At 62.3% G+C, this 21,152-nt stretch carries 23 protein-coding genes; 7 read left to right on the top strand and 16 right to left on the bottom strand.

What is annotated here, in order from left to right:
- Positions 1-81: 81 nt before the first annotated feature.
- Positions 82-480 carry an MAPEG family protein gene (locus V1293_RS04175; RefSeq protein ID WP_334506941.1) on the top strand — a complete coding sequence of 133 codons (399 nt, stop codon included), beginning with the start codon at positions 82-84 and terminating at the stop codon, positions 478-480.
- Between the two features lie 85 nt (positions 481-565).
- Here the strand turns inward: V1293_RS04175 and V1293_RS04170 are convergent, their stop codons facing one another.
- From V1293_RS04170 to V1293_RS04140, 7 genes are all read right to left on the bottom strand, one after another.
- Positions 566-1,972 carry an outer membrane protein gene (locus V1293_RS04170; protein WP_334516618.1) on the bottom strand — a complete coding sequence of 469 codons (1,407 nt, stop codon included), beginning with the start codon at positions 1,970-1,972 and terminating at the stop codon, positions 566-568.
- Between the two features lie 181 nt (positions 1,973-2,153).
- Positions 2,154-2,765, bottom strand: coding sequence for a class I SAM-dependent methyltransferase (locus tag V1293_RS04165; protein WP_334506939.1), 612 nt, complete (start codon positions 2,763-2,765; stop codon positions 2,154-2,156).
- Positions 2,762-3,811, bottom strand: a complete 1,050-nt coding sequence (gene argC / locus V1293_RS04160; RefSeq protein WP_334506938.1) for an N-acetyl-gamma-glutamyl-phosphate reductase — start codon at positions 3,809-3,811, stop codon at positions 2,762-2,764. Before argC (V1293_RS04160) ends, V1293_RS04165 begins: the two co-directional genes overlap by 4 nt.
- A gap of 96 nt (positions 3,812-3,907) precedes the next feature.
- Positions 3,908-4,900, bottom strand: coding sequence for an N-acetyl-gamma-glutamyl-phosphate reductase (argC, locus tag V1293_RS04155; protein ID WP_334506936.1), 993 nt, complete (start codon positions 4,898-4,900; stop codon positions 3,908-3,910).
- Positions 4,897-5,583, bottom strand: a complete 687-nt coding sequence (locus V1293_RS04150) for an FMN-binding negative transcriptional regulator (protein WP_334506934.1) — start codon at positions 5,581-5,583, stop codon at positions 4,897-4,899. Before V1293_RS04150 ends, argC (V1293_RS04155) begins: the two co-directional genes overlap by 4 nt.
- Before the next feature lie 328 nt (positions 5,584-5,911).
- Positions 5,912-6,901: an MBL fold metallo-hydrolase gene (locus V1293_RS04145; protein ID WP_334506933.1), complete on the bottom strand. Its 990-nt coding sequence runs from the start codon at positions 6,899-6,901 to the stop codon at positions 5,912-5,914.
- A 193-nt stretch (positions 6,902-7,094) separates the two neighbouring features.
- Complete coding sequence (locus V1293_RS04140; protein WP_334506931.1) at positions 7,095-7,625, bottom strand: DedA family protein; 531 nt, start codon at positions 7,623-7,625, stop codon at positions 7,095-7,097.
- 366 nt (positions 7,626-7,991) lie between these two features.
- Between V1293_RS04140 and parE the strand changes: the two genes are divergently transcribed.
- Complete coding sequence (gene parE, locus V1293_RS04135) at positions 7,992-10,046, top strand: DNA topoisomerase IV subunit B (protein WP_334506929.1); 2,055 nt, start codon at positions 7,992-7,994, stop codon at positions 10,044-10,046.
- A gap of 22 nt (positions 10,047-10,068) precedes the next feature.
- Here parE and V1293_RS04130 read toward each other — a convergent pair whose 3' ends face one another.
- The 4 genes from V1293_RS04130 to V1293_RS04115 form a co-directional block, all read right to left on the bottom strand.
- On the bottom strand, positions 10,069-10,356 hold the full coding sequence (locus V1293_RS04130) for a HigA family addiction module antitoxin (RefSeq protein WP_334506927.1): 288 nt from the start codon (positions 10,354-10,356) through the stop codon (positions 10,069-10,071).
- Positions 10,357-10,359: 3 nt separating this feature from the next.
- The gene (locus tag V1293_RS04125; protein WP_334506925.1) at positions 10,360-10,635 is read right to left on the bottom strand and encodes a type II toxin-antitoxin system RelE/ParE family toxin; all 276 of its coding nucleotides are present in this window, start codon (positions 10,633-10,635) and stop codon (positions 10,360-10,362) included.
- A 182-nt stretch (positions 10,636-10,817) separates the two neighbouring features.
- Complete coding sequence (locus tag V1293_RS04120; protein ID WP_334506923.1) at positions 10,818-11,150, bottom strand: helix-turn-helix domain-containing protein; 333 nt, start codon at positions 11,148-11,150, stop codon at positions 10,818-10,820.
- Positions 11,147-11,491 carry a type II toxin-antitoxin system RelE/ParE family toxin gene (locus V1293_RS04115; protein ID WP_334506921.1) on the bottom strand — a complete coding sequence of 115 codons (345 nt, stop codon included), beginning with the start codon at positions 11,489-11,491 and terminating at the stop codon, positions 11,147-11,149. Before V1293_RS04115 ends, V1293_RS04120 begins: the two co-directional genes overlap by 4 nt.
- A gap of 48 nt (positions 11,492-11,539) precedes the next feature.
- Here V1293_RS04115 and V1293_RS04110 point away from each other — a divergent pair, with 48 nt between their 5' ends.
- Positions 11,540-11,728, top strand: coding sequence for a hypothetical protein (locus V1293_RS04110; protein ID WP_334506919.1), 189 nt, complete (start codon positions 11,540-11,542; stop codon positions 11,726-11,728).
- A gap of 223 nt (positions 11,729-11,951) precedes the next feature.
- Positions 11,952-12,719 carry an outer membrane protein gene (locus tag V1293_RS04105; protein WP_334506917.1) on the top strand — a complete coding sequence of 256 codons (768 nt, stop codon included), beginning with the start codon at positions 11,952-11,954 and terminating at the stop codon, positions 12,717-12,719.
- An 83-nt stretch (positions 12,720-12,802) separates the two neighbouring features.
- Here the strand turns inward: V1293_RS04105 and V1293_RS04100 are convergent, their stop codons facing one another.
- Complete coding sequence (locus tag V1293_RS04100) at positions 12,803-13,138, bottom strand: hypothetical protein (protein ID WP_334506915.1); 336 nt, start codon at positions 13,136-13,138, stop codon at positions 12,803-12,805.
- A 212-nt stretch (positions 13,139-13,350) separates the two neighbouring features.
- Between V1293_RS04100 and V1293_RS04095 the strand changes: the two genes are divergently transcribed.
- Both V1293_RS04095 and V1293_RS04090 read left to right on the top strand, forming a co-directional pair.
- On the top strand, positions 13,351-13,536 hold the full coding sequence (locus V1293_RS04095; protein ID WP_334506913.1) for a hypothetical protein: 186 nt from the start codon (positions 13,351-13,353) through the stop codon (positions 13,534-13,536).
- A gap of 263 nt (positions 13,537-13,799) precedes the next feature.
- Positions 13,800-14,570, top strand: a complete 771-nt coding sequence (locus tag V1293_RS04090; RefSeq protein ID WP_334506911.1) for an SDR family NAD(P)-dependent oxidoreductase — start codon at positions 13,800-13,802, stop codon at positions 14,568-14,570.
- A 93-nt stretch (positions 14,571-14,663) separates the two neighbouring features.
- Here the strand turns inward: V1293_RS04090 and V1293_RS04085 are convergent, their stop codons facing one another.
- The 3 genes from V1293_RS04085 to V1293_RS04075 all read right to left on the bottom strand — a co-directional run bounded on the left by V1293_RS04085 (position 14,664) and on the right by V1293_RS04075 (position 18,180).
- A complete protein-coding gene (locus V1293_RS04085; protein ID WP_334516617.1) occupies positions 14,664-15,431 on the bottom strand; it encodes an outer membrane protein in 768 nt (255 codons plus the stop codon).
- A 263-nt stretch (positions 15,432-15,694) separates the two neighbouring features.
- Positions 15,695-16,912: an FAD-dependent oxidoreductase gene (locus V1293_RS04080; RefSeq protein WP_334506909.1), complete on the bottom strand. Its 1,218-nt coding sequence runs from the start codon at positions 16,910-16,912 to the stop codon at positions 15,695-15,697.
- Positions 16,913-17,061: 149 nt separating this feature from the next.
- Entirely contained in the window at positions 17,062-18,180 is a 1,119-nt protein-coding gene (locus tag V1293_RS04075; RefSeq protein WP_334506907.1) for an O-antigen ligase family protein, read from the bottom strand.
- A 10-nt stretch (positions 18,181-18,190) separates the two neighbouring features.
- On the opposite strand from V1293_RS04075, the gene V1293_RS04070 reads away from it, so the two are divergent.
- Positions 18,191-18,478, top strand: coding sequence for a hypothetical protein (locus V1293_RS04070; RefSeq protein ID WP_334506905.1), 288 nt, complete (start codon positions 18,191-18,193; stop codon positions 18,476-18,478).
- Positions 18,479-19,336: 858 nt separating this feature from the next.
- Here the strand turns inward: V1293_RS04070 and V1293_RS04065 are convergent.
- Positions 19,337-20,836: a caspase family protein gene (locus V1293_RS04065; protein WP_334516615.1), complete on the bottom strand. Its 1,500-nt coding sequence runs from the start codon at positions 20,834-20,836 to the stop codon at positions 19,337-19,339.
- Between the last annotated feature and the right edge of the window lie 316 nt (positions 20,837-21,152).

The following is a 21,152-nucleotide window of genomic DNA, read 5'->3' as shown; positions in this document are numbered from 1 at the left end:
CGCGGGCGGGCACGGTTCGCTATAATCAGCCGTCCTGCGCCGGGACTTGGCCGGGACTTGAAATCAGTTGCGGGGGAACCAATGACGCGTGAATTGTTCTGGCTGACGCTGACCGTGATTTTGACCGGGCTGTTGTGGATTCCCTACATGATCAATCGCTATCAGGTGCGCGGCCTCTCCGGTGGCATGGCCAACCCCTCGCGCAACGACAAGCCGCAAGCCGAATGGGCGACGCGGCTGATGTTCGCGCATGACAATGCGGTCGAGAATTTGATCATCTTCGCGCCGCTCGTCTTGATCCTCAACGACCTCGACTATTCCACCAAATGGACCGTCTATGCCTGCGCCGTATATTTCTGGGCCCGCGTCGCGCATCTGATCGTCTACACGCTGGGCCTGCCGGTATTCCGCACGCTCGCCTTCACCGTCGGCTTCCTGGCGCAAGTCGTGCTGGCGCTGGCGATCTTCCAGGTGGTGTGAGGCGTCCTTCCGGACTTCGAAAGCCAACGCAAAAAACCCCGGGGCTCGGCCCCGGGGTTTTTCATTCGCGCCTCTCAAACAGCGCTCAGTACTTCGCAACAACCGGCGAATTGAAGTGATAGTTTATGCCGGTGCGGAAGACGTGTTCGGTGACGGAACGGTTCGCCGTCGCCGGATCAGCGCCGAAGACGAAGGAATCCGAAGTCGAGCCGAGATCGACGTAGAGATATTCCGTCTTGACGGTCCAGTTCGGCCCCAACAGGCCCAATAGGGTAAAGGGCGTTTCGATGCCCGCACCCGCGGTCCAACCGGTATTGGTGTGCGAGAAGGATTGCGTGACCGGGCCGACAAAGGAGGTCGTGTTGATCTTCGTCTTGATGCTGCCGTAAGCAAGACCGCCGGTCGCATAGAACAGGGTCGACCCAACCGAATAACCGAGCCGTCCACGAACCGTGCCGAACCACGGCAAAGTGGCGTCATAAGCGGCCTGAATCCCGGGGGTACAGAAGATCACGCATGTCTTGTTGTCTTTCTGGGTGCTGCCCTGAATATCGGCCTCCACACCGAACACCCAATTGGCTGCCTGCCAGTTGTAGCCCGCCTGGACGCCACCATTGATACCGTCAGGCGCGAGGTTGAATGTCTCAAAGATCGGCGCCGCCGGGATATTCAATGAGCTGCGATCGCGACCGGTGCCGGAACCGAAATTGCCGCCGAGATAGAAACCACCCCAATTGGCGGCAGCGACCGGCGCGTAAGGCTTGCCACCGATCCGATAGTTCAAACCGACCCGGAAGATGTTTTCGCGAATTTCGGTGTTGATTGGGGTCGGAACGTTGAGAGTGGAAACGTCGGTATTGTTGCCGAGATTGAGGTAGAGATACTCGATCTTTCCGGTCCAGTTGCCGCCCAGCGCCGCTTCGACGCCGCTGCCGACGACCCACCCGCCCTGCGTGCGGTCAGTAGCAAAAGTTGTAGTCACGCCGGCTATAGTCTGGGTCGCGTTGGTCTTGACGTTTCCGAACGCATAGCCGGCGGTCACATAACTCAGCACCGGACCATTGGCGATGCCGATGCGCCCGCGAGCAGTCCCGAACCAGTCGAGTTTCTGACCATAGGCTGTCGTAATGCCGAGATCGGAAAAATTGGTGCGGTCATCGCGCAGGCCGGCACCCTGGATATCTGCCTCGACACCGAACACGATCGGGCCGAGCATCGAACCCGTCTGCCAATTGTAGCCGATCTGGCCGCCTCCGAATCCCCCCTGCGGCGACGTGTAGAACGAGTAGGGAAATCCTTCGCCGCCCATGTCGTGCACAACACGATCGCGGCCGAGGCCGACGCCTGCGTTGACGCCGATGTAGAAGCCGGTCCAGTCGTAGACGGCGGTGAGTGCTGGAGCTTTGGTGTAAGGCCGGGCGGCGAGGTCTGCGGCGATCGTCGGGGCTGATCCCAGGCCAACGAGAGCGGTGGCCAGCAGGTATTTTCTCATTTTCATTTACGGCATTCCCAGTCCGGCATTCCCAGAACGTTTTCCGACATACGTGCTGCCGGTATCCGGCTAATGTTCTACTGGATTCGCGTCTCAAAGCTATAGCCAGACGGCCACACCTTGCGAGAACTCTCTCGCTCGATTGACCGTGGGAAATTTCACGATGCTTGAAGGGCGAAAGTCAGCCGCTTTTCTGGGCAACGACGAACAGCATCGACGCCATCTTGTCATCAAACCCTATGACTTCGCCGGTTTCGATTGACAGCGAGTTCCATTTGCCAGCATCGGCGTAGGTCGCACGCAGCCAGTCCGGCGACGGATAATTGTAGTAGCGATTGAGCGTGTCGCGTCCATCAGCCTCGCCTTCCTTGTAGCTCGCGTAGAAGACGCCCTCGGCCTTCAGCGCGCGCCAAATCCGCGCAAGAACATCCGCGAGCTCCGGCCTCGGCACATGCAACAGGCAGGCATTGGCCCAAACAGCATCATAGGTCTCGACCTCATCGAGATCATGAAACAGCAGCGTCTCGACCGTGCGGCCAAGATGCTTTGACGCGATATCAGCCATTTCCCGCGACCCGTCGGTTGCGCGAACTTCGAACCCGCGCGCCAGCATTTCCACGGTGTCGCCGCCGGCGCCGCATCCGAGTTCGAGGATGCAAGCGGCCGGCGGAAGCTGCGCCAGAAACGCCATCAGCCGCGCCTGGCGCGAGGTGAACGTGCGCTTGGCATAAGCCTCGGCATTGCCGCGGTAGAACTGCAGCGTCTCCTCGTCCACCGCGGCACCTCGTGTCATGGAAACAGCGCGATCTGTTCCAGCCCCGCCATCTCGGGCAGCCCGAACATCAGGTTCATGTTCTGGATTGCCTGGCCAGCAGAACCCTTTACCAGATTGTCGAGCGTCGAGATAACGATCGCCCGGTTCTTGATGCGGTCGGCGACGACGCCGATCTGCACGTAGTTGGAGCCCCGCACGTTCTGGGTCTGCGGCAATAGGCCCTTCCTGGCGACATGCACGAAGGGTTCGTTGGCGTAGGCCTTCTCCAGCGTGGCCCGCAAATCGTCCGGCGTCGCGCCATTGAGCTTGACGTGGGACGTGCAGAGTTCGCCCCGCGCCATCGGAATCAGATGCGGCGTAAAGTTCACCGTCACCGCTGATCCTGCGGCGACGCCGATCTCCTGCTCGATCTCGGGCGCGTGCCGGTGGGTGCCGACCGAATAGGGCGACAGCCCCTCGCCCGCCTCGCTGAACAACGTGTTCTGCTTCAGCCCGCGGCCGGCGCCCGTAACGCCGGATTTGGCGTCGATCACGATGTCGTCGACGTCGATCAGTTTTGCTTTCGCAAGCGGCACCAGCGCGAGCAGCGCCGCAGTGGGATAGCAGCCGGGACAGGCGACCAGCCGCGCCGCGGCGATCTTCTCCCGGTAAAACTCCGTGAGGCCGTACACGGCTTCGCCCTGCAATTCGAGCGCCCGGTGCTCATGGCCGTACCATTGCGCATAGGTGTCCTTGTCCCGCAGCCGGAAATCGGCGGACATGTCGAGGACCTTGATCTTGGGATTGGCCTTGAGCACCGCCGCGATGATTTCCTGCGTGGTGCCGTGCGGCAGTCCGCAGAACACCGCGTCGAGGCTGGTCCAGTCGACCTTTTCCCATTCCACGAGCTCCGGCAGATCCAGCATGAAGAAATGCGGAAACACGTCGCTCATGGCCTTGCCGGCATGGGTATTGGCGGTGAGCGCGGTGATCTCGGCATTCGGATGCCGCGCCAACAGGCGCACCGCGTCGGCTCCGGTGTAGCCGGAGGCGCCGAGAATGCCGATCTTCTTCTTCGTGCTCATCGCGCGTTCCTTTGAGGCGTCATCTGATTGTCTTGCCGCGAAAGAACTGCAGCGTCGCTCCGTCCACCGGTTCGCCTCGCAGCAATACTCGATCAGCTACTTGTCGGCCAAGCCGAGCATCAGCCGCATGTTCTGCACCGCCGCGCCCGACGCGCCCTTGCCGAGATTGTCGAGCCGCGCGACCAGCACCGCCTGGCGATGTTTCTCGCTGGCAAAGACGTAAAGCTCGAGCTTGTTGGTCTCGTTGAGCGCCTCGGGCTCCAGCCGCCCGCCCTTGGTCGCCGCGTTCTCGAGCGGCATGACCGAGACGTACTTGCTTCCCGCGTAGCGCTTCGCCAGCCCGGCGTGCAGATCAGCCCCGCTTGGCTTGCCCGCCAGCGTGTCGAGATGCAGCGGCACCGAGACCAGCATGCCCTGCCGGTAATTGCCGACCGACGGCACGAAAATCGGCCGTCGCGTCAGCTTTGAGTAAAGCTGCGTCTCCGGCAGATGCTTGTGCTCGAAGCCAAGGCCATACAATTCGAAGGACGGCGCGCTGCCATCCTCAAAACTTGCGATCATCGACTTGCCGCCGCCCGAATAGCCCGAGACCGCGTTGATGGTGACGGGATAGTCCGCAGGCACGAGACCCGCATCGACCAGCGGCAGCAGCAGCGCAATCCCGCCGGTCGGATAGCAGCCGGGATTGGAGACTTTTCGCGCCGCCCTGATCTTGTCGGCCTGATCAGGCGTGAGCTCGGGAAAGCCGTACGTCCAGTCGCTGGCCACGCGAAAAGCCGTCGACGCATCGAGCACCTTGGGCGCCGAAGCGCCCATGCTGTCGATCAGGGCAACGGTTTCTTTCGCGGCATCATCAGGCAGGCAGAGGATGACGAGGTCCACCTCCTCCATCAGCGCGCGCTTGGCGCCGGCATCCTTGCGCTTGTCCTCGGCGATGTTTTTCACCACGACGTCGTTCTGCAGGCGCAGGCGCTCCTGAATGCCGAGCCCCGTCGTTCCGGATGCGCCATCAACGAACACGGCGGGCTTGGTCGCGGCGCCGGCGGTCTCCCCGGCAGTCTTGGGCTGGTGGCTGTCGGTGAGGGTCATGGCACGGTCCTTTCGAGCTGGTTCGTTTCGCTGGCAAAGGCCTCTTCGTTTACAAAGGCGTTGGGCCGTGCCTCTTTCATCAAATGCGCGATCTGCTGCGCGCCGGCATCGGCCTGCGAGGCCAGCGACCCCGCGACTGCTGCATAGTCGGTCTCGGACTTGTGCTGGTTCAGCTTGAAGCTGCCCTCCACTTCTTCAACCGTCATCTCAAGGCCCACAATCGCTTTCTTCATCGCTTCCAGCCGCCCGGCTGTCATCTTCGACGACAGCCACGGCTTCTTCGGCAACAGCCGCTCCTCGAACTTGGCGCTGAGCGCCTCGATCTGCGCGGCGAGCTCGTCGTCGGACATCGCCCGCACCGGACCGGTCAGATGCACCGCCTGATAGAGCCAGGTCGGCACCTGGTCGGGCGAGACGTACCAGTCAGGCGACACATAGGCATCCGCGCCGGTGACGGCCAGCAGCCAGGACGTGGTCCCGTCCGCGAGCTTTACCAGCGGGTTGTGACGCGCGACGTGAAACGCTGCGCGCGGCGTGCCGTCATTGGCTGAGGTCAGATAGAACGGCAGTGACGAGGCGACCGGCTTGTTGCCGTCCCACGCGCAGGCCAGCCCAAACCCGCGCGCTTCCGCGAACGCCAGGCTCGCGGCGCGGTCGGACTTGAACGGTGGAGGCGTATACATCTCAAACTCCTGCTTGACGTAGGAGCCGCCAGTTCAGACCGCGTTTTCTGGAAAAGGAAGAAGCCGCGGGATCCGATCCGGCGGCAGGGGCGACGATCTCAAACGCAGACAACCGCCCGAACCGCGATAATGCGGCGGCGGCGAGCGGCGAACATGGTCGAAGCGTTGATCATGGGCGCGGCTATAAGGCCGCGCCCGCCGGACGTCAAGAGCGTGGTCATTCCGGGGCGATGCGCAGCATCGAACCCGGAATCTCGAGATTCCCAGGTGCGCAATTGCGCACCATAGTTCGCACGCTTGGCGCGCGCCCCGGAATGACTCCCGCGTGTCAGATCACCGGATTCCACGATGCGGGGATCACCCGGTAGCCGTTGCCGTCCTTTTCGACGTTGCCGAGCCCCGGGAACGGGTAGTGGAAGCCCTGAACCTGGAGCTTGTCCGCCACCAACATGTCATAGGTCTTGCGGCGGGCCTTTTCGGCCATCGCGGCGTCCTGATCGAAGAAGGCGTGCCAGCCGGGATTGGCCGCAAACAGGTAGGGAATGTTGGTGACGTCGGACTGGATGAACACCTTGCCCGAGCCCGAGGACAGCACGTAGGAGGTATGGCCCGGCGTGTGGCCGGCGGTCTCGACCGCGAGCAGGCCGGGAGCTACTTCCTTGCCCCACTCATAGGGCGTCACCTTCTTCTTGAGCCCGGCCTCGAATACTCGGCGGGCGTTCTTGAACACGCCCGGCATGCGCTCGCCGGTCTGCTTGGCCATTTCGCCATCGTCCATGAAGTATTTCCACTCGACGGACGGCACCAGCACTTCGGCGTTGGCGAACGCGAGCGCTCCTTCGGCATTGAGCAGGCCGTTGATGTGGTCGCCATGGAAATGCGAGATCACCACCATGTCGACGTTTTTCGGATCGAAGCCGGCTGCAGCCATGTTGGTGGCGAACTGGCCGACATTGCCCTTGCTCGATGCAAACGCGCCCGGACCGTTACCGGTGTCGAGCACGATCAGCTTGCCGCCGGAATTGATCACCAGCGGTCCGAACTGGATGCTGACCTTGTCCTTCGGCATGTAGGCCTTCTCGAGCGCCGCGGCGACTTCGTCCTTCTTCGCGTTGAGGACGAAGCTATCGCCGAGCGGAAACGTATTCACGCCGTCGGAAATGACGGTGACCTGCACGTCGCCCACCTTGTAGCGATAGAAACTCGGCGCCTGCTTGTCGGCCATCGGCGCGGCGGCGTTGGCGGGCGCAGAAGGCAACAAGGGCGAAGCGGCCAGAGCCGCGGCTCCGGCGAGAGCGTGACGACGTGTCAATTCCATGTGAAGTCCTCCCAGTAAGACGATGAATGCGGTTCGCGGGATTCTTCCGCTTCTAGCCGTGCCCTTGATTGCCGCTGAAACTACCAGCGATTCTGCGATAGCACGACGACGGCAAGGCGACGGCAATGCGCAGATGCTCCGGTCTACGTACGTTGGGAAAACACCCCCATCATCCGCTTATTCCAGCCTGCCCCTACGCCACCCGCCACAGCCATTCGGCGAGCTTGCCCATCACGTCGCCGACCAGCAGCAGGGCGGCCGACCACACCAGCGCCGAGACGAAATTGGCGATCTGGAACGGCCAGTAGGACATTTCGAAGATACCCGCGGCGAGCGGCACCGAGGCCCGCAGCGGACCGAAGAACCGGCCGATGAAGATCGAGGGCACGCCCCATTTTTTCACGAACGCCTCGCCACGCGGCAATATCTCGGGATAGCGCGACAGTGGCCACATCTCGGCGACGTGCTCCTTGTAGCGGTAGCCGAACCAGTAGGAGACCCAGTCGCCGAGCGCCGCGCCGAGGCCGCCGGCCAGCCAGACCGGCCAGAAGCTGATGCCGCTGACGCCGATCAGCGCGCCGATCGCGACCAGCGCCCCCCAGGCCGGCACCAGCAGCGAGATGAAGGCAAGCGATTCGCCGAATGCCAGCACCAGAACGATCGGAGCGGCCCAGGCCTGATTGTCGCGCACGAAATCAGCCAGAGCGCGCGCAAAGTCTTGCATATCCTGAGTGCCTTCCCGCCCGTTTCCGCCGTTGAATTTTCCTCTGATTCAAGGGTCACGACAGCTAAGCCAGCCGCTTGCGTGACTTCAAGTCACAAAGGCTGGCAAAGCTTGTGATTACACTCAATTCCGCCCGCCGCGGCGGCCTTCCGCGCCAGCCAAAATCCGTGGTCTCTCCAGACTTTGGCCGATGGCGTTACGGCTATCTGTTCAGCGCCGCGCTTGCCTGATAGAGGCTCGCCATCAGGTGCCGTGGCCGGAACAAGGCGCTTGGCGCATTGCCGGCCGTCACCTTTTGAGCCCATCCGTGGCATAGTCAGACTGACCGATTCGCGGCGCGACATCGCGCGCAACACCTAAAGAGCCATGTCCAAGTCATTGAAATCAGCTACAAAACCGAAATCAGCCAACGACCTCTTCGGGGCGGAACCGAAGGGCCGCGCGGCGCCCAAGGCGGCGTCGCGGGCGACCAGCGCCGAGGCCGGCTATACCGCGGCCGACATCGAGGTGCTGGAAGGATTGGAGCCGGTGCGCCGCCGCCCCGGCATGTACATCGGCGGAACCGACGAAAAGGCGCTGCATCACCTGTTCGCCGAAGTCATCGACAACGCCATGGACGAGGCGCTGGCGGGGCATGCCTCGTTCATCGAAGTCGAATTGGGCGCCGCCGGTTTTCTGACCGTCACCGATAACGGCCGTGGCATCCCGGTCGATCCGCATCCGAAATTTCCGAAAAAATCCGCGCTCGAAGTCATCATGTGCACGCTGCATTCCGGCGGCAAGTTCGATTCCAAGGTCTACGAGACCTCGGGCGGCCTGCACGGCGTCGGCGTCTCCGTCGTCAACGCCCTCTCCTCACGTCTCGAGGTCGAAGTCGCGCGCAGCCAGAAGCTCTACCGAATGAGTTTCGAGCGCGGCCATCCGAAGGGAAAGATCGAAGACCTCGGCAAGATCAACAACCGCCGCGGCACCCGCATCCGCTTCAAGCCCGACACCGACATCTTCGGCGCCAAGGCCGCCTTCAAGCCGCAGCGCCTGTTCAAGATGACGCGCTCGAAAGCCTACCTGTTCGGTGGCGTCGAGATTCGCTGGCGCTGCGATCCCGCGCTGTTGAAGGGCATCGAGGATGTGCCGGCCGAGGATAGTTTCCACTTCCCGGGCGGCCTGAAGGATTATCTCGGCGCCGCCATCCACGCCGACACGCTGGTGCATCCGGATATCTTCTCCGGCAAATCGGGCCGCAACGGCGCCCATGGCGCCTGCGAATGGGCGGTCGCCTGGACGGCGGATGCCGACGGCTTCCTCTCCTCCTATTGCAACACGGTGCCGACGCCCGACGGCGGCACGCACGAGTCCGGCATGCGCAGCGCGATGCTGCGCGGCCTGAAGGACCACGCCGAGCGCATCGGCCAGGGCAAGCGCGCCGCCCCCATCACCTCGGAAGACGTCATGGTGGGAGCTGCCGTCATGCTCTCGGTGTTCGTGCGCGAGCCGGAATTCCAGGGCCAGACCAAGGACCGCCTTGCCACCGCGGAAGCCCAGAAGATCGTCGAACAGGCGATCAAGGATCCGTTCGATCACTGGCTGTCGGGCAATCCGCTGCAGGCCAACAAGCTCCTGGATTTCGTCATCGAGCGCGCCGACGAACGGCTGCGCCGTCGCGCCGAGAAGGAAACTTCACGCAAGACCGCCGTGAAGAAGCTGCGGCTTCCCGGCAAGCTCGCCGACTGCACCAACACGGCGACCGAAGGCTCCGAACTCTTCATCGTTGAAGGCGACTCGGCCGGCGGCAGCGCAAAGCAGGCGCGCGACCGCAAGACCCAGGCGGTGCTGCCGTTGCGCGGAAAAATTCTCAACGTCGCCTCCGCCGGCAAGGACAAGCTGACGGCGAACGCGCAGCTCGCCGATCTGATGCAGGCGATCGGCTGCGGAACGCTCGCGCATTATCGCGAAGAAGATCTGCGCTATTCCCGCATCATCATCATGACCGACGCCGACGTCGACGGCGCGCATATCGCCTCGCTCCTGATCACGTTCTTCTACCGGCAGACGCCACGGCTGATCGACGAGGGGCATCTCTATCTGGCGGTGCCGCCGCTCTATCGCCTCACCCATGGCGCCAAGACGGTTTACGCCCGCGACGAAGCCCACAAGGACACGCTGCTGAAGAACGAGTTCAACGCCAACGCCAAGGTCGATGTCGGCCGCTTCAAAGGCCTGGGCGAGATGATGCCGGCGCAGCTCAAGGAAACCACTATGGACCCGGCCAGGCGCACGCTGCTCCGCGTGGTGCTTATGGCCGACGACCGCGAAGGCACCGCCGATTCTGTCGAGCGGCTGATGGGAACCAAGGCCGAGGCTCGGTTCGCCTTCATCTCCGACAAGGCGGAATTCGCCAGCGACGAGCTGCTGGACGTCTGAGCACGGGCAGGACGCGGGCCTTTCACGCCGCATCTGCGGGCCTGACCCGCCTGCTGATGTCGGCCCCCTTGTCCCGTTCAATCACGGCAATATCGTACTGACCCTGCAAATCGAGCCAGAACTGCGGATTGTTGCCGAAATAGCGGCCCAGCCGCACGGCCGTATCTGCCGATATCGAGCGCCTTCCATTGAGAATGTCGGTGATTCGCCCCGACGGGACGCCGAGGTCCAGCGCCAAACGATTGGCAGTGAGCTTGCGGGCTTCGAGTTCGCGCTTCAGAAGCCGGCCTGGATGGATCGCGGGAGCCATGTCTTAACCCTTATGGTAGTCGACGATCTCGACGTCGAAAGCATCGCCCGCGCGGAATTCGAAGCAGATGCGCCAGCGGTCATTCACCGTCATGGCCCACTGCTTCTTCCGGGCGCCTTTCAATTTGTGCAATCCGACGCTCCGCAGCGGACTGAGATCTTGGAGGCTCTTGGCGACGTTGAGCGCCAATAACAAATCAACTGCGGTATCGACGTCGAGACCGCGCAACTGATTCGAAGAATGGCCTTCCCAACCTTCCGGGTTGCCGTGTTCCGCCACGATCGGATCATGGCAAATTCATACTACGTCAGGCGGTATACGCGGCCGATGGGAACCAAGGCCGAGGCCCGGTTCGCCTTCATCTCCGACAAGGCGGAATTCGCCAGCGACGACCTGCTGGACGTGTGAGCGTAAGGGCTAAGCCCTTCCGTCATTGCCATGACGGGGGCTTAACGGCGTTTTCAATCCACGGTCAGTTTGACCGGCTTGCCGACGCGACTGAGCATCTCCACTAGCGTGTCGATGGTAAACTTCGAGGCCTTCTTGTTCACCACGTCGGATACCCGAGGCCGCGAGACCATCAAAATGTCTGCAGCCTCGGCCTGTTTGAGGTGGTGTTTTCCGATCCACGCCGCCAGTTCGGTCATCAATTGCTCTTTGAGCCGTCTGGTGTCGTTGATCTGCTTGCGCGAAGCCGCTTGCAGGCGTTTGGCCTCCGCCGGCGAGAACCCCAGCTCCAGGAAGATGTTCGTCCCCGGCTTCGTCACATGACGGATTTCGGCATCAATCTTCATTTCCCGACCTTTCGCGTGTTGACCACGGCTCGGTAGCGAGTCTCGGCGATGGCCTTGTCCCGCCGGCTCGTCGCCTGTGTCTTCTTCTGGAAACAATGCAGGACGTACACAGCTTCCTCGAACTTGGCGACATACATCAACCCCGTAGGTTCCGCTCGCCTCGCGGATCGGATTTCCCGTGTGCCCGGGCCGATGTCGTCGAAGGGCTTCCAGTCATCAGGCTCCAATGCCGCTTGCACCTTGCCCAACTGGAAACCCGCCTGGCGGCGAGCATCATCGGGAAACGCCAGCAAATCCTCATAGGCCGAGCCTAGCCAGCGAATCTCCTTTTCCTGCCCCATGACAAGTTCCGTGTATAAGATTTTATACGAAATTCAAGCAGCGTACAAATGATCGGTCTCTGGCGAGACAATGAGCCGGGTACCCGCGACCCCATGCTGCTGGCCGACGACCGCGAAGGCACCCCCGATTCTGTCGAGCGGCTGATGGGAACCAAGGCCGAGGCCCGGTTCGCCTTCATCTCCGACGAGGCGGAATTCGCCAGCGACGACCTGCTGGACCGTCTGATTTCACCCTGAGAGGCGACTTTCGGGCAATTTCCGGCATTTTCGGGCCGGTTAGCGCCCGAATTTGCCCTTTTTTCGGGCATTTCCCGGTCATTCGTTTTCCGGAGGCTGTGTTCCCCCCGCAACAGCTTTTTGGGCTGAACTGCGTATAGTCACGATACTGGGTTTTGGGAATCGGGTGCTCGCGCATCGTTAGAGCGATCAGATTTGACGCTTTTGGACTGAGGGATTGAAAATGAAAAAGGTACTGCTCGCTCTGACCGCACTGGCGGCTTTCACCGGATCGGCCTCGGCGGCTGATCTCGCTGCCCGCCCCTATACCAAGGCTCCGGCAGCTCCCGTTGCCTATGCTCCGTCCTGGACCGGCTGCTACATCGGCGCCGGCGGCGGTGGTGCTATGACCAACAATGACAACAACGTCTTTGACACGGCGACCGGCGTTCAACTTACCAGGAATTCGACGAGCGGCGCGCGGGGCTGGTTTGGCACCGTCCAGGGTGGTTGCGATTACCAGTTCAACAACTGGGTGGTCGGTGCCTTCGCCGACTATGATTTCATGGACGTGCACGGCGACGCTCAATTGTTCCCAGGTTTCGCCGGACAGCAAAAGCAGGATTGGCAGTGGGCGGTCGGTGCCCGTGTCGGCTACCTCATTTTCCCGCAGTTGCTGACCTATGTCTCGGGCGGTTACACGCAGGGCCACTGGAAGTCCACGAATCTGAACGCGCTTGGATTTGCCCCGGCCCTCACCTCGCCTGGGTTTACCAAGAACGGCTGGTTCATTGGCACTGGCGATGAGTATGCCTTGAACTTCCTCCCTGGCCTGTTCTGGAAGACTGAGTATCGCTATTCGGAATTCGACCGGGTAAATCTGACGCTCAACGACTTCGCCACTGGCGTTCCGGTTGGATTCTCCACGACCGAGAAACTGCGTGAGCACAGCGTGCGCAGCGAGCTCGTCTACCGCTTCAACTGGGGCGGCCCGCTCGTCGCCAAGTACTGATCTCTGCTAAATCAGCAGCTCAAAAGCCCCGGCATCGTCCGGGGCTTTTTTGTTGTCTGGATTTCGAGGACTTTCGGACCGCATCAACCGCCTGCCACCGCCGCCTTCAGCGACCGGTACGCGCGCCGCAGCCGGCACTCGATCTCGGACCAGTCTGGATCCCTCATCGCCTTCCCGCGCGCGTCGCGATAGGCCATCGCCTCGGCGCGGCCGATGCCTGATATTGGGAGCGACGGGTCGTCCGCCGGCTTGCCGAACTGCGTCCGCGACAGTTCGTAGAGATGGCCGAACAGCGCGACATAGCGCTTCTCGTAATAATCGCGCCACATCGCCGTCTCCAGCCGGGAGATCTCCGCCGGCTCGAAGCCGCGCAAATCCGCATGCCGCGGCCACGCCACGTAGGCGCCGATGGCGCCCAAAACGAGCGCGACGACAAGCGCGCGCCAGAATGACCGTCCGGCGGCTCATGATGGCCCCAGGGAATCGCGGTGCAACGACTTCCGGCCTTGCGAAGCCGGCCGGCTTTCTATTCGATCGGAAGCTACGGCCGCCGCGGGCAACGGTTTCCTTAGGCCGGCATACGACAAGCCGCGGCCGAGCCCAGGTCCGAGACAGCAACAGGGAGAAATCCATGGCCAGATGGCTTTCGATCATCGGCTTTCTGGCGCTTGCGATCGGCCTGTTGTGGATCGGTCAGGGCACCGGCGCAATTCCCTGGCCGCCATCGAGCTTCATGATCAATCAACTGCAATGGGCCGGATATGGCGCCGTGCTCGGCGCCGTCGGCCTGATCCTGATCTGGCAGGGCAACCGCTGAACCTGCGGTATCGGTATCCATGTCCCGGACGCGGTGCAGCGTCTCTTGACGATGCACCGCAGCGCCGGGACCCACCGCCGCATCCCCGTAGACCCCGGATCAGCAGCGCACCACGCCGCTGACGCGGCGCGCTGCGCAGCATCCGGGGAACACCGTCCCGTCATGGCCGGGCTTGTCCCGGCCATCCACGTCCTTAAACATCGACGGCAAGAAAGACGTGGATGCCCGGGACAAGCCCGGGCATGACGAGGAAGGGAACAGCAATGGCTGCAAAACTATTCGATCTCACCGGCAAGGTAGCCATCGTCACCGGCGGCAATGGCGGCATCGGGCTCGGCATGGCCAGGGGGCTTGCACAAGCCGGCGCGGCGATCGCGGTGGTGGGCCGCAACGAGGCCAAGTCGGCCGCCGCAGTCGCCGAGCTCAACCAAGGCGGCGCCAAGGCGATTGCGGTCGCGGCCAACGTCACCGACAAGGAAGCGGTTGCCGCCATGGCCAGCCGCGTCGCCGGTGAGCTCGGCCGAATCGATATCCTCATCAACAACGCCGGCATCAATATCCGCAAGCCGCCGCATGCGCTCGATATCGCCGAGTGGAACAGCGTGATCCAGACCAACCTCACCAGCGCCTTCCTGTGCTCGCAGGCGGTCTATCCCGCGATGAAGGCGGCCGGCGGCGGCAAGATCATCAATATTGGCTCGATGATGTCGATCTTCGGCGCCAGCTTCACACCGGCCTATGCCGCCAGCAAGGGCGGCATCGTGCAGTTCACGCGTTCCTGCGCCTGTGCCTGGGCCGCCGACAACATCCAGGCCAACGCCGTGCTGCCAGGCTGGATCGATACCGATTTGACCAAGCGCGCCCGCAACGAGATCGACGGCCTGCACGACCGGGTGCTGGCGCGCACGCCGGCAGCGCGCTGGGGCGCCATCGATGATTTTGCCGGGATCGCGGTATTTCTCGCCTCGCCCGCCTCTGACTTCGTCACCGGGTCAGCGATTCCCGTCGACGGCGGCTACTCGATCATGGGTTAGAGCGGGAATCGGAGATCAAGGTTTGCCTGATCGACCCAAAAGAAAAAGCCCCGGCTTGCGCCGGGGCTTCCTCGTTTGGATCATTTATTTGTGTCAGTACTTCGCGACGACCGGGGCGCCGAACTTGTAGCTCAGGCGGACCACAGCCGACTGAATATCGCGGGGCTTGGCATCGAAGGTGTAGACGGCCGGAGCCGCTGCGCCGGCGAGCTGGTAGCTCTTCCGCTCGAACTGCGAATAATCGTATTCAAATCCTACGATCCAGTTCGCGGTGATGCCGTATTCCCAACCGGCGCCGACGGTCCAGCCGTTGTGCCACTGCGTCTGCGATCCCGAACCCGTCAACGGTACCGCATCGACCACCGACAAGCGGTTGTTGACGCCTGCGTAGCCGCCCTTGACGTAGAACAGGTTGTTATTCACCGCGATACCGGCGCGGCCGGTAATCGTCGCCATCCAGTCGGCGCGCCAGCTGAACTGGTCATCAAGTCCGGCGCCGAAGACGGTGTTGAGCACGGTGCCGTGGTTGTCGAGGCCCGAGACGGTGCCCTCGAGACCGAACACGAAGTTGCTGGCTTGCCAGTTGTAGCCCACGTGGCCACCACCGAAAATGCCCGAGCCCCGCTGGCGGAAGCCGTCGCCGGGCGAGAGATCACCGAACCCGGTGGTGTTAGCGGTATTGATCCACTCCTGGTTAGTCCAGGCGCCACCGACGTGGCCGCCGATATAGAAACCGCCCCAGTTATAAACGGACACGACCGGCGGCGGCGCCTTCGTATAAGGCCGCGCCGCCAGATCGGCGGCTGAAGCAGACATCGAGCCCATCATAAGGGCGGCGGCTGCGATAGCGATCTTTTTCATAATATTTCCCACAGTGATAAAACCAAAATTCTGCCGCGAAACTAACCAATACTGCTCGGAAAAGCTGTAACCTGCTCGCAACAGCGCCGGCATTTCGATTTTTGCACGGCTCGATTGCGGCTTTGGCGTTCCACTTGGTTAGCGATTCCTTGCCTGGCCAAGGGGGAGCCCGGAACGGCCTCGCCCGCCGCCATGGCGGCCAACGCCCGGCCGGTGGAGCGACCTGTTTCCACATCGAGATAAACCGGCTTCGATATCAGCCTTCACGGCGACGGCGCGCGCGGCGACTGCACATGCTCGGGCCGCACGCCAAGGCCGACAAACCGCGCCGTGATGCCCTGTAGCCAGGGCACAGCGGTGACGAGCCGCATCACGAGCGGGACCTTCAGCGGTTGATTGCCGGGCTTGAGCGCGGCGTTGACGATATTGTTCTGCACGACGACCTGCATCCGCTGCGTCATCTTCACCGGGAATTCGCGGCGCCGGCGCACCGCGTCGAGTTCGTCCTCCGATGGGCAGCCGCTCATTAGCCTCGCCGCCAGCAGGTTCGCGGCCGCGACCGCATCCTGCACCGCGAGGTTGACGCCGACGCCGCCGATCGGCGACATCGCATGCGCGGCGTCGCCGATGCACAGGAGTCCCGGCCGCGTCCAGCGCCTCAGGCGGTTGACCGCAACCGTCAACAGCTTCACCTCATCCCAGCCCTTCACCCCTGATAGCCCCGATTTCAGGATCGGCGCCATCCGCGCGATGTCGTCGAGCAGCGCGGGCAGTCCCCTCGCCTTCACGGCCTCATACTGCCCCTTCGGAATGACGAAGGCGCATTGCCAGTAGTCGCCGCGGTCGAAGGTCACCATCATTTTGCCGGGATCGACGCGGGCAAACAGGTTTTCGTTTTCGCCGTCCCGCTTGCCGGCACGAAACCACAGCACATCCATCGGCGCGCCGATTTCCTCGACTTCAAGCCCGGCGCGTTCGCGTACCAGCGAGTGGCGGCCGTCGCAGGCAATGGTCAGGTCGGCCTCGATATCGATCACGCCATCCGGCGTCTTCGCCTTCACGCCCGTGATGCGCTCGCCGTCACGAAGCAGATCGACCGCTTCCGTCGACATCATCACCTTGAGCGAAGCAAACCGCTTGCCGCTCTCGCGCAGGAAATTGAGAAAGTCCCACTGCGGCATGAAGGCGATGAACGGATATTTGACGTTGAGCCGGCCGAGATCGGCGAGCCGCACGGTCTCGCCGCCGAACATCCCCGCCATCTTCTGCAGGCGCTGATGCGGCAGTTTCAGGAAACCGTCGATCAGCCCGAGTTCGTCCATCACCTGCAGCGTCGAGGGATGCACGGTATCGCCGCGAAAGTCGCGGAAGAAGTCGGCGTGCTTTTCCAGCACCACGACATCGATGCCGGCGCGTCCGAGCAGGTAACCCAGCATCATGCCGGCCGGGCCGCCGCCGACGATGCAGCAACGTGTTTTCATCGCTCGCTCCCTCGCATCGATAGAGCCAAGCCTACTCGGCCATCGAGCCTACTCAACCATATTGTGCTGCATATTGTGCTGCTGCCAGCGCAATAGATGCGCCTGCAAGCGCCAGATCATGGCCGCTGGAGAGCTCGCCGGGAACTTGTCTACTCCGGGCTGGCGCCGGGCCGGACGGGCGTTGCGCGCGAGCGCACCATGCCGCCCGCGACACCAACGCCCAGCACGTATACCCACCCCTCGTGGAAGTCGAACAGATGGGAATTGAGCAGCGAACTGATGAAGTTCTGCACCACGATCACCAGGCCGGTCCATGAAGGAAAAAGCGATCCCCAGAAGAGCTGCAGATGAAAGTACCACATCGCATAAAGGACGAGGCAACCGAGCACGCCCCATTGGATCGCGACATAGAGTGTCTGGTTATGAGGATTGCGGATGACGTTGCCCCATTCGCCCCTCTTGCCTTCCGCCTCGCGGCTGAAGAGCTGCTGGGTCGATCCGGTGCCGTGCCCAAAAACGGGCGCCTCGGAAATCGACCTGATGGAAACGCGCCAATACGTCAGTCGCAGGCCGTTCGACGTCGCGGCATTGCTGTCGCGATCCACCTTGTAGTCCTGCGCCGTGCGCGCGAGCCGGTCACGCAAATAGGGCGATGAGAGCAGAACTCCGAACTCGACAACTGCCGCAAGCATCAGAAAATAGATCGCATGTGCCCGGTTCAGATATTTGACGGCGAAAAGGATCAACAGAATCGGAAAGTAGGCCAATGCCGTCCGCGAGGTCGCGACAAACCGCATGTCGAAATAGAAGCCCAGCATGACGGCTGCGAAGGCGAAGGTCCACGCGCGATGACCGCTCGCTGCGAATGACAGGAGCAGCGGCGCCATGACAAACAGGCACAGCGCGAATTCGTGGCTTTGATCGATGTAGTTTCTGACGGGAACTCCAGCCAGCGCACCCGGCGAGGAGGCTTTCCAGTCGGCGAAGTATGTCACCCATGACAATCCCATGAGCAGGACACAGGCAGCCAGGAACGCGAACAGCACCCAATGCCCGCGCTGGGAGCGTTCGTAGTGATACAGGAGAAGCGGAACGGCCAGCAGCTTTGATACGGGCACGAGGCCTTGAATTCCAACCGGCCAGGTGTCCTCGGTCCAGAACAGCCCCGCCATCGCCAGTGCGAAGAAGGCCAGCGGCAGGAAGCTGGCCGGTGCACGCAAGGACTCGAAAAACGCCTGCCAGTTGATCGTGGGAAGAACCACGAGCATCCACAGCACCATGAAAATGGAAACCGCCGTTGTGGACCATGGAAGCGAGGCGGCGGCCAGTGCCGGGAAAAGATCGACACAGAGAAGCCAGACCCGTGATTGCGGCCACGAGCCGATGAGCGCAGAAATCCCCGGCCGTACGACGGGCGCGGTCAGCTCTGACATCGCGCGCCTACAACTCGATCATGATCTGCAAGAAAAGAACTGCAGTGCTGCTGGCGGACGCGGCCCCGGAGCGATCGGGAAGGCTTTCGAAAGGTCATCTGAAATGCCCGCATACATATACCTGCTTGAATAAGTACGACTTGGCCACAGTGGCATCGCCTTCCGGCTCGCCCCCGCCCTGCAAAGGCTCCCACTATCGTTGCGCACAAACGGCGATTTGTTGAACACTTTCAGGCTGATTTTGGTCATCCAGCCTCCCGCGCAAAAATATTCCGCTTCCCATCCGCCCCAAATCGGTGGCTTTTCCGCGCGTCCCGTCTCGACAAGAGGGGCGGATCGCGCGTCGTCATGAACGCGGGACGGGATGCGATGGACGCGGCAGCGTCAGGCGCGAAGCGTGTTTGCAGGGCGGGTATCCGTGAGCGAGCACAGCGCGCAAGATGATCAGCGCTGAAGCGTACGGCAAAACCGTGTGGTCCCGACACCCGTGGCTGGTGCCAAGCTGCCGGTGGCGCATTTGATCCGACCGGATCGATTGAGCCATCAAGCCGACAGCGATGGAGGCAAGACGAATTCGTCTCCAGGGAGCGCGCCATAAGCCGTCAAACCATTGCGCAGGGAATGCCGGAGTGCTCCGGCTGTACCTGTATGCTCGTGTGCGCATCTTATGCATACATTGCACACGAGACCGCGGGTGCAGCAAGCACCCGGCATTCCCTGCTCCCTCTGTTTTGAGGGAAAGGCTTTTAAGCAAACCTCGGGCGCGTTCTGCGTTGCGAGAACGCCGACACACATTCAACTGTCATCGCCCGGCTTGACCGGGCGACCCAGTATTCCAGAGGCAGCAGTGATTGAATCGAGAAGCCGCGGCGTACTGGATGCCCCGCCTTCGCGGGGCATGACAGCTAGCGCTTGGGCCAGGTCTCAGACCCTCATGGTGAGAATCGCGGCAACGCCGCGCGTCGCGTACCATGAGGCCTCGATGCGGCGGTCAGCGCCGGAAACTCTTGATCTCCGAGACGCTGCCGTCGCGATAAGTCAGCTCCACCGAGACCGACTTGGTCGCCGGCGCGAGCTTCAAATAGGGCTGCGCTTCATGTGGAATGGCGCTGGGATCGCGGGGATCGCACGGCGGCATTTTCAGAACCTTGTCGGGCACCGCGCTGTCGATGCCGACGCGCACCTCGCGGATCGCGCAGCGATACGACATCAGATGCGTGTAGTAGACCAGCAGGCCGTTGAATTCGCGGAACGACAGCCAGCTTGTTGCGGTCATGTCGAGGATCTTGCGCTGGTCGCGGATCAGGGCGGCCTCGGGGTCGAAGCGGATCGGGAACGGGCCCTGCAACTCGCCATTGGTGTCGACATAGCGCACCTGGATCATGGCCGCCGGCGCATCGGCCGGCAACTCGATCGAGGGGTTGGGCATCCGCTTGCGGGTGCGCGGGTCGAGCGTGTCGATGAAGCCGGTTTCGCGGAAATCGCCGGCGTCGCCCATTCGCCAGGAAATACCGAGCGTCGGGTCGGCGATCGAGAACACCACGGTCCAGCCGCCATTGTGGCGCGAGAACATCGCGATCGGCGCATTGACGGAATCGTTCTGCGGCTTGAGCTGCTGCACCGGCGGCAGGGCCGCCAGCTTCTGCAGCGGCTCGGCGGGCTTCGCCGCGGCTTCCGGCTGCGCCTTGCTCGCCATGCCATTCAAAAATACGTCGTCGACCATCTGGTCGAAATAGACCGGGATCTGCTTGTGGCGAACCGTCTCCGCCAGTTCGCTGACCAGCCGCCGCGTGCGCTGCGCGACCTGGACGAGGTTGGCGCCAGGCTGCGTCAGCTCCTTGGCGAAGGTGCGCGTGAACACCGAATTGGGATTGGTGTCGTCATTGGAAAGCCGGTCGAGCGCGGTCTGCCGCGGCCCCGCCGAGAACACCGAGAACACGCCTTCCGGCAATTGGGTCATCGGCGCAAGGCCGCCACCGCCGGCAACCGCACGGGTGCCGGCACGCTCGAACGGATTGTTGCGGCAGGCATCGAACACCAGAATGGCGGTGCGCACCTTGCGGTTCTGCATCCGCTCGATGATGCGGTCGGCCAGAATCGAGGCGTCGCGCACCAGTTCTTCCTGGCCTTCGGTCGCCGCCGGCACGTCAGTCGGCAGCAGGAAATTCTGGCCGGCGATTTCAAAGCCGTGGCCGGCATAGAAGAAGAACGCGGTGTCACCGGCCCCGACCGCCTTGTCGAACGCCAGCAGCGTCTGGCTGAACGCCTGCCGGTTCTGATTCTCGGCCACCATCACCGTGAAGCCGAGTTGCTTGAGCGTATCGCCCATGGTGCGGGCGTCGTTGACCGCCTTCTGCAGCTTGGGCACGTTCCTGTAATCGTTGTTGCCGACGACCAGCGCGACGCGCTTTTCGGCGTGCGCGGGCGCGGCGAAAGCCGCGATGCATGTTGCGAGACTCGTCACCGCGAGCAATCTGGAAAGCCAACCCATCATCGAATTCCCCCGGCGCACGAATGGTCCTGGTTTGGGCCGTGCAAAGCCGCTTCATGCCATAGTCGGCATCCCGATGCCCACGGTTCAATGGCCCCGGGTGGTAGGAATACTGCGGCTCGATTTGACGGCCAAATGACGGTTTTGGCCGTTATTTGTGCGAGAACATTAAGCTTTTTCGGCGATATGGCCGTTCCCAGATTGACTTTGGCCATTTCGCCCCTATGTTCCGGCTCAACGCGGCCTTGGATCGAAACGCGATTCCCTAGGTTAGCCGCTCGTCTGCGTAAGTCAGAGCCCCCAGCTTTTCAAAAGC

Source organism: Bradyrhizobium sp. AZCC 1693, assembly GCF_036924745.1.
Lineage (GTDB): Bacteria > Pseudomonadota > Alphaproteobacteria > Rhizobiales > Xanthobacteraceae > Bradyrhizobium.
The sequence above is the reverse complement of the archived record's forward strand: the minus strand, read 5'-3'. Positions and strand labels throughout refer to the sequence as shown.

What these genes read in the sequence shown, in the direction of transcription:
- argC (WP_334506938.1), bottom strand. Translation starts at nt 3,811, where the DNA reads ATGAGCACGAAGAAGAAGATCGGCATTCTCGGCGCCTCCGGCTACACC.
- V1293_RS04140 (WP_334506931.1), bottom strand. Translation starts at nt 7,625, where the DNA reads ATGCAAGACTTTGCGCGCGCTCTGGCTGATTTCGTGCGCGACAATCAG.
- V1293_RS04145 (WP_334506933.1), bottom strand. Translation starts at nt 6,901, where the DNA reads ATGGAATTGACACGTCGTCACGCTCTCGCCGGAGCCGCGGCTCTGGCC.
- V1293_RS04120 (WP_334506923.1), bottom strand. Translation starts at nt 11,150, where the DNA reads ATGAAGATTGATGCCGAAATCCGTCATGTGACGAAGCCGGGGACGAAC.
- V1293_RS04165 (WP_334506939.1), bottom strand. Translation starts at nt 2,765, where the DNA reads ATGACACGAGGTGCCGCGGTGGACGAGGAGACGCTGCAGTTCTACCGC.
- V1293_RS04095 (WP_334506913.1), top strand. Translation starts at nt 13,351, where the DNA reads ATGGCCAGATGGCTTTCGATCATCGGCTTTCTGGCGCTTGCGATCGGC.
- argC (WP_334506936.1), bottom strand. Translation starts at nt 4,900, where the DNA reads ATGACCCTCACCGACAGCCACCAGCCCAAGACTGCCGGGGAGACCGCC.
- V1293_RS04090 (WP_334506911.1), top strand. Translation starts at nt 13,800, where the DNA reads ATGGCTGCAAAACTATTCGATCTCACCGGCAAGGTAGCCATCGTCACC.
- parE (WP_334506929.1), top strand. Translation starts at nt 7,992, where the DNA reads ATGTCCAAGTCATTGAAATCAGCTACAAAACCGAAATCAGCCAACGAC.
- V1293_RS04065 (WP_334516615.1), bottom strand. Translation starts at nt 20,836, where the DNA reads ATGGGTTGGCTTTCCAGATTGCTCGCGGTGACGAGTCTCGCAACATGC.
- V1293_RS04105 (WP_334506917.1), top strand. Translation starts at nt 11,952, where the DNA reads ATGAAAAAGGTACTGCTCGCTCTGACCGCACTGGCGGCTTTCACCGGA.
- V1293_RS04070 (WP_334506905.1), top strand. Translation starts at nt 18,191, where the DNA reads ATGAAAATGGAAACCGCCGTTGTGGACCATGGAAGCGAGGCGGCGGCC.
- V1293_RS04075 (WP_334506907.1), bottom strand. Translation starts at nt 18,180, where the DNA reads ATGCTCGTGGTTCTTCCCACGATCAACTGGCAGGCGTTTTTCGAGTCC.
- V1293_RS04170 (WP_334516618.1), bottom strand. Translation starts at nt 1,972, where the DNA reads ATGAGAAAATACCTGCTGGCCACCGCTCTCGTTGGCCTGGGATCAGCC.
- V1293_RS04130 (WP_334506927.1), bottom strand. Translation starts at nt 10,356, where the DNA reads ATGGCTCCCGCGATCCATCCAGGCCGGCTTCTGAAGCGCGAACTCGAA.
- V1293_RS04115 (WP_334506921.1), bottom strand. Translation starts at nt 11,491, where the DNA reads ATGGGGCAGGAAAAGGAGATTCGCTGGCTAGGCTCGGCCTATGAGGAT.
- V1293_RS04150 (WP_334506934.1), bottom strand. Translation starts at nt 5,583, where the DNA reads ATGTATACGCCTCCACCGTTCAAGTCCGACCGCGCCGCGAGCCTGGCG.
- V1293_RS04080 (WP_334506909.1), bottom strand. Translation starts at nt 16,912, where the DNA reads ATGAAAACACGTTGCTGCATCGTCGGCGGCGGCCCGGCCGGCATGATG.
- V1293_RS04110 (WP_334506919.1), top strand. Translation starts at nt 11,540, where the DNA reads ATGATCGGTCTCTGGCGAGACAATGAGCCGGGTACCCGCGACCCCATG.
- V1293_RS04085 (WP_334516617.1), bottom strand. Translation starts at nt 15,431, where the DNA reads ATGAAAAAGATCGCTATCGCAGCCGCCGCCCTTATGATGGGCTCGATG.
- V1293_RS04175 (WP_334506941.1), top strand. Translation starts at nt 82, where the DNA reads ATGACGCGTGAATTGTTCTGGCTGACGCTGACCGTGATTTTGACCGGG.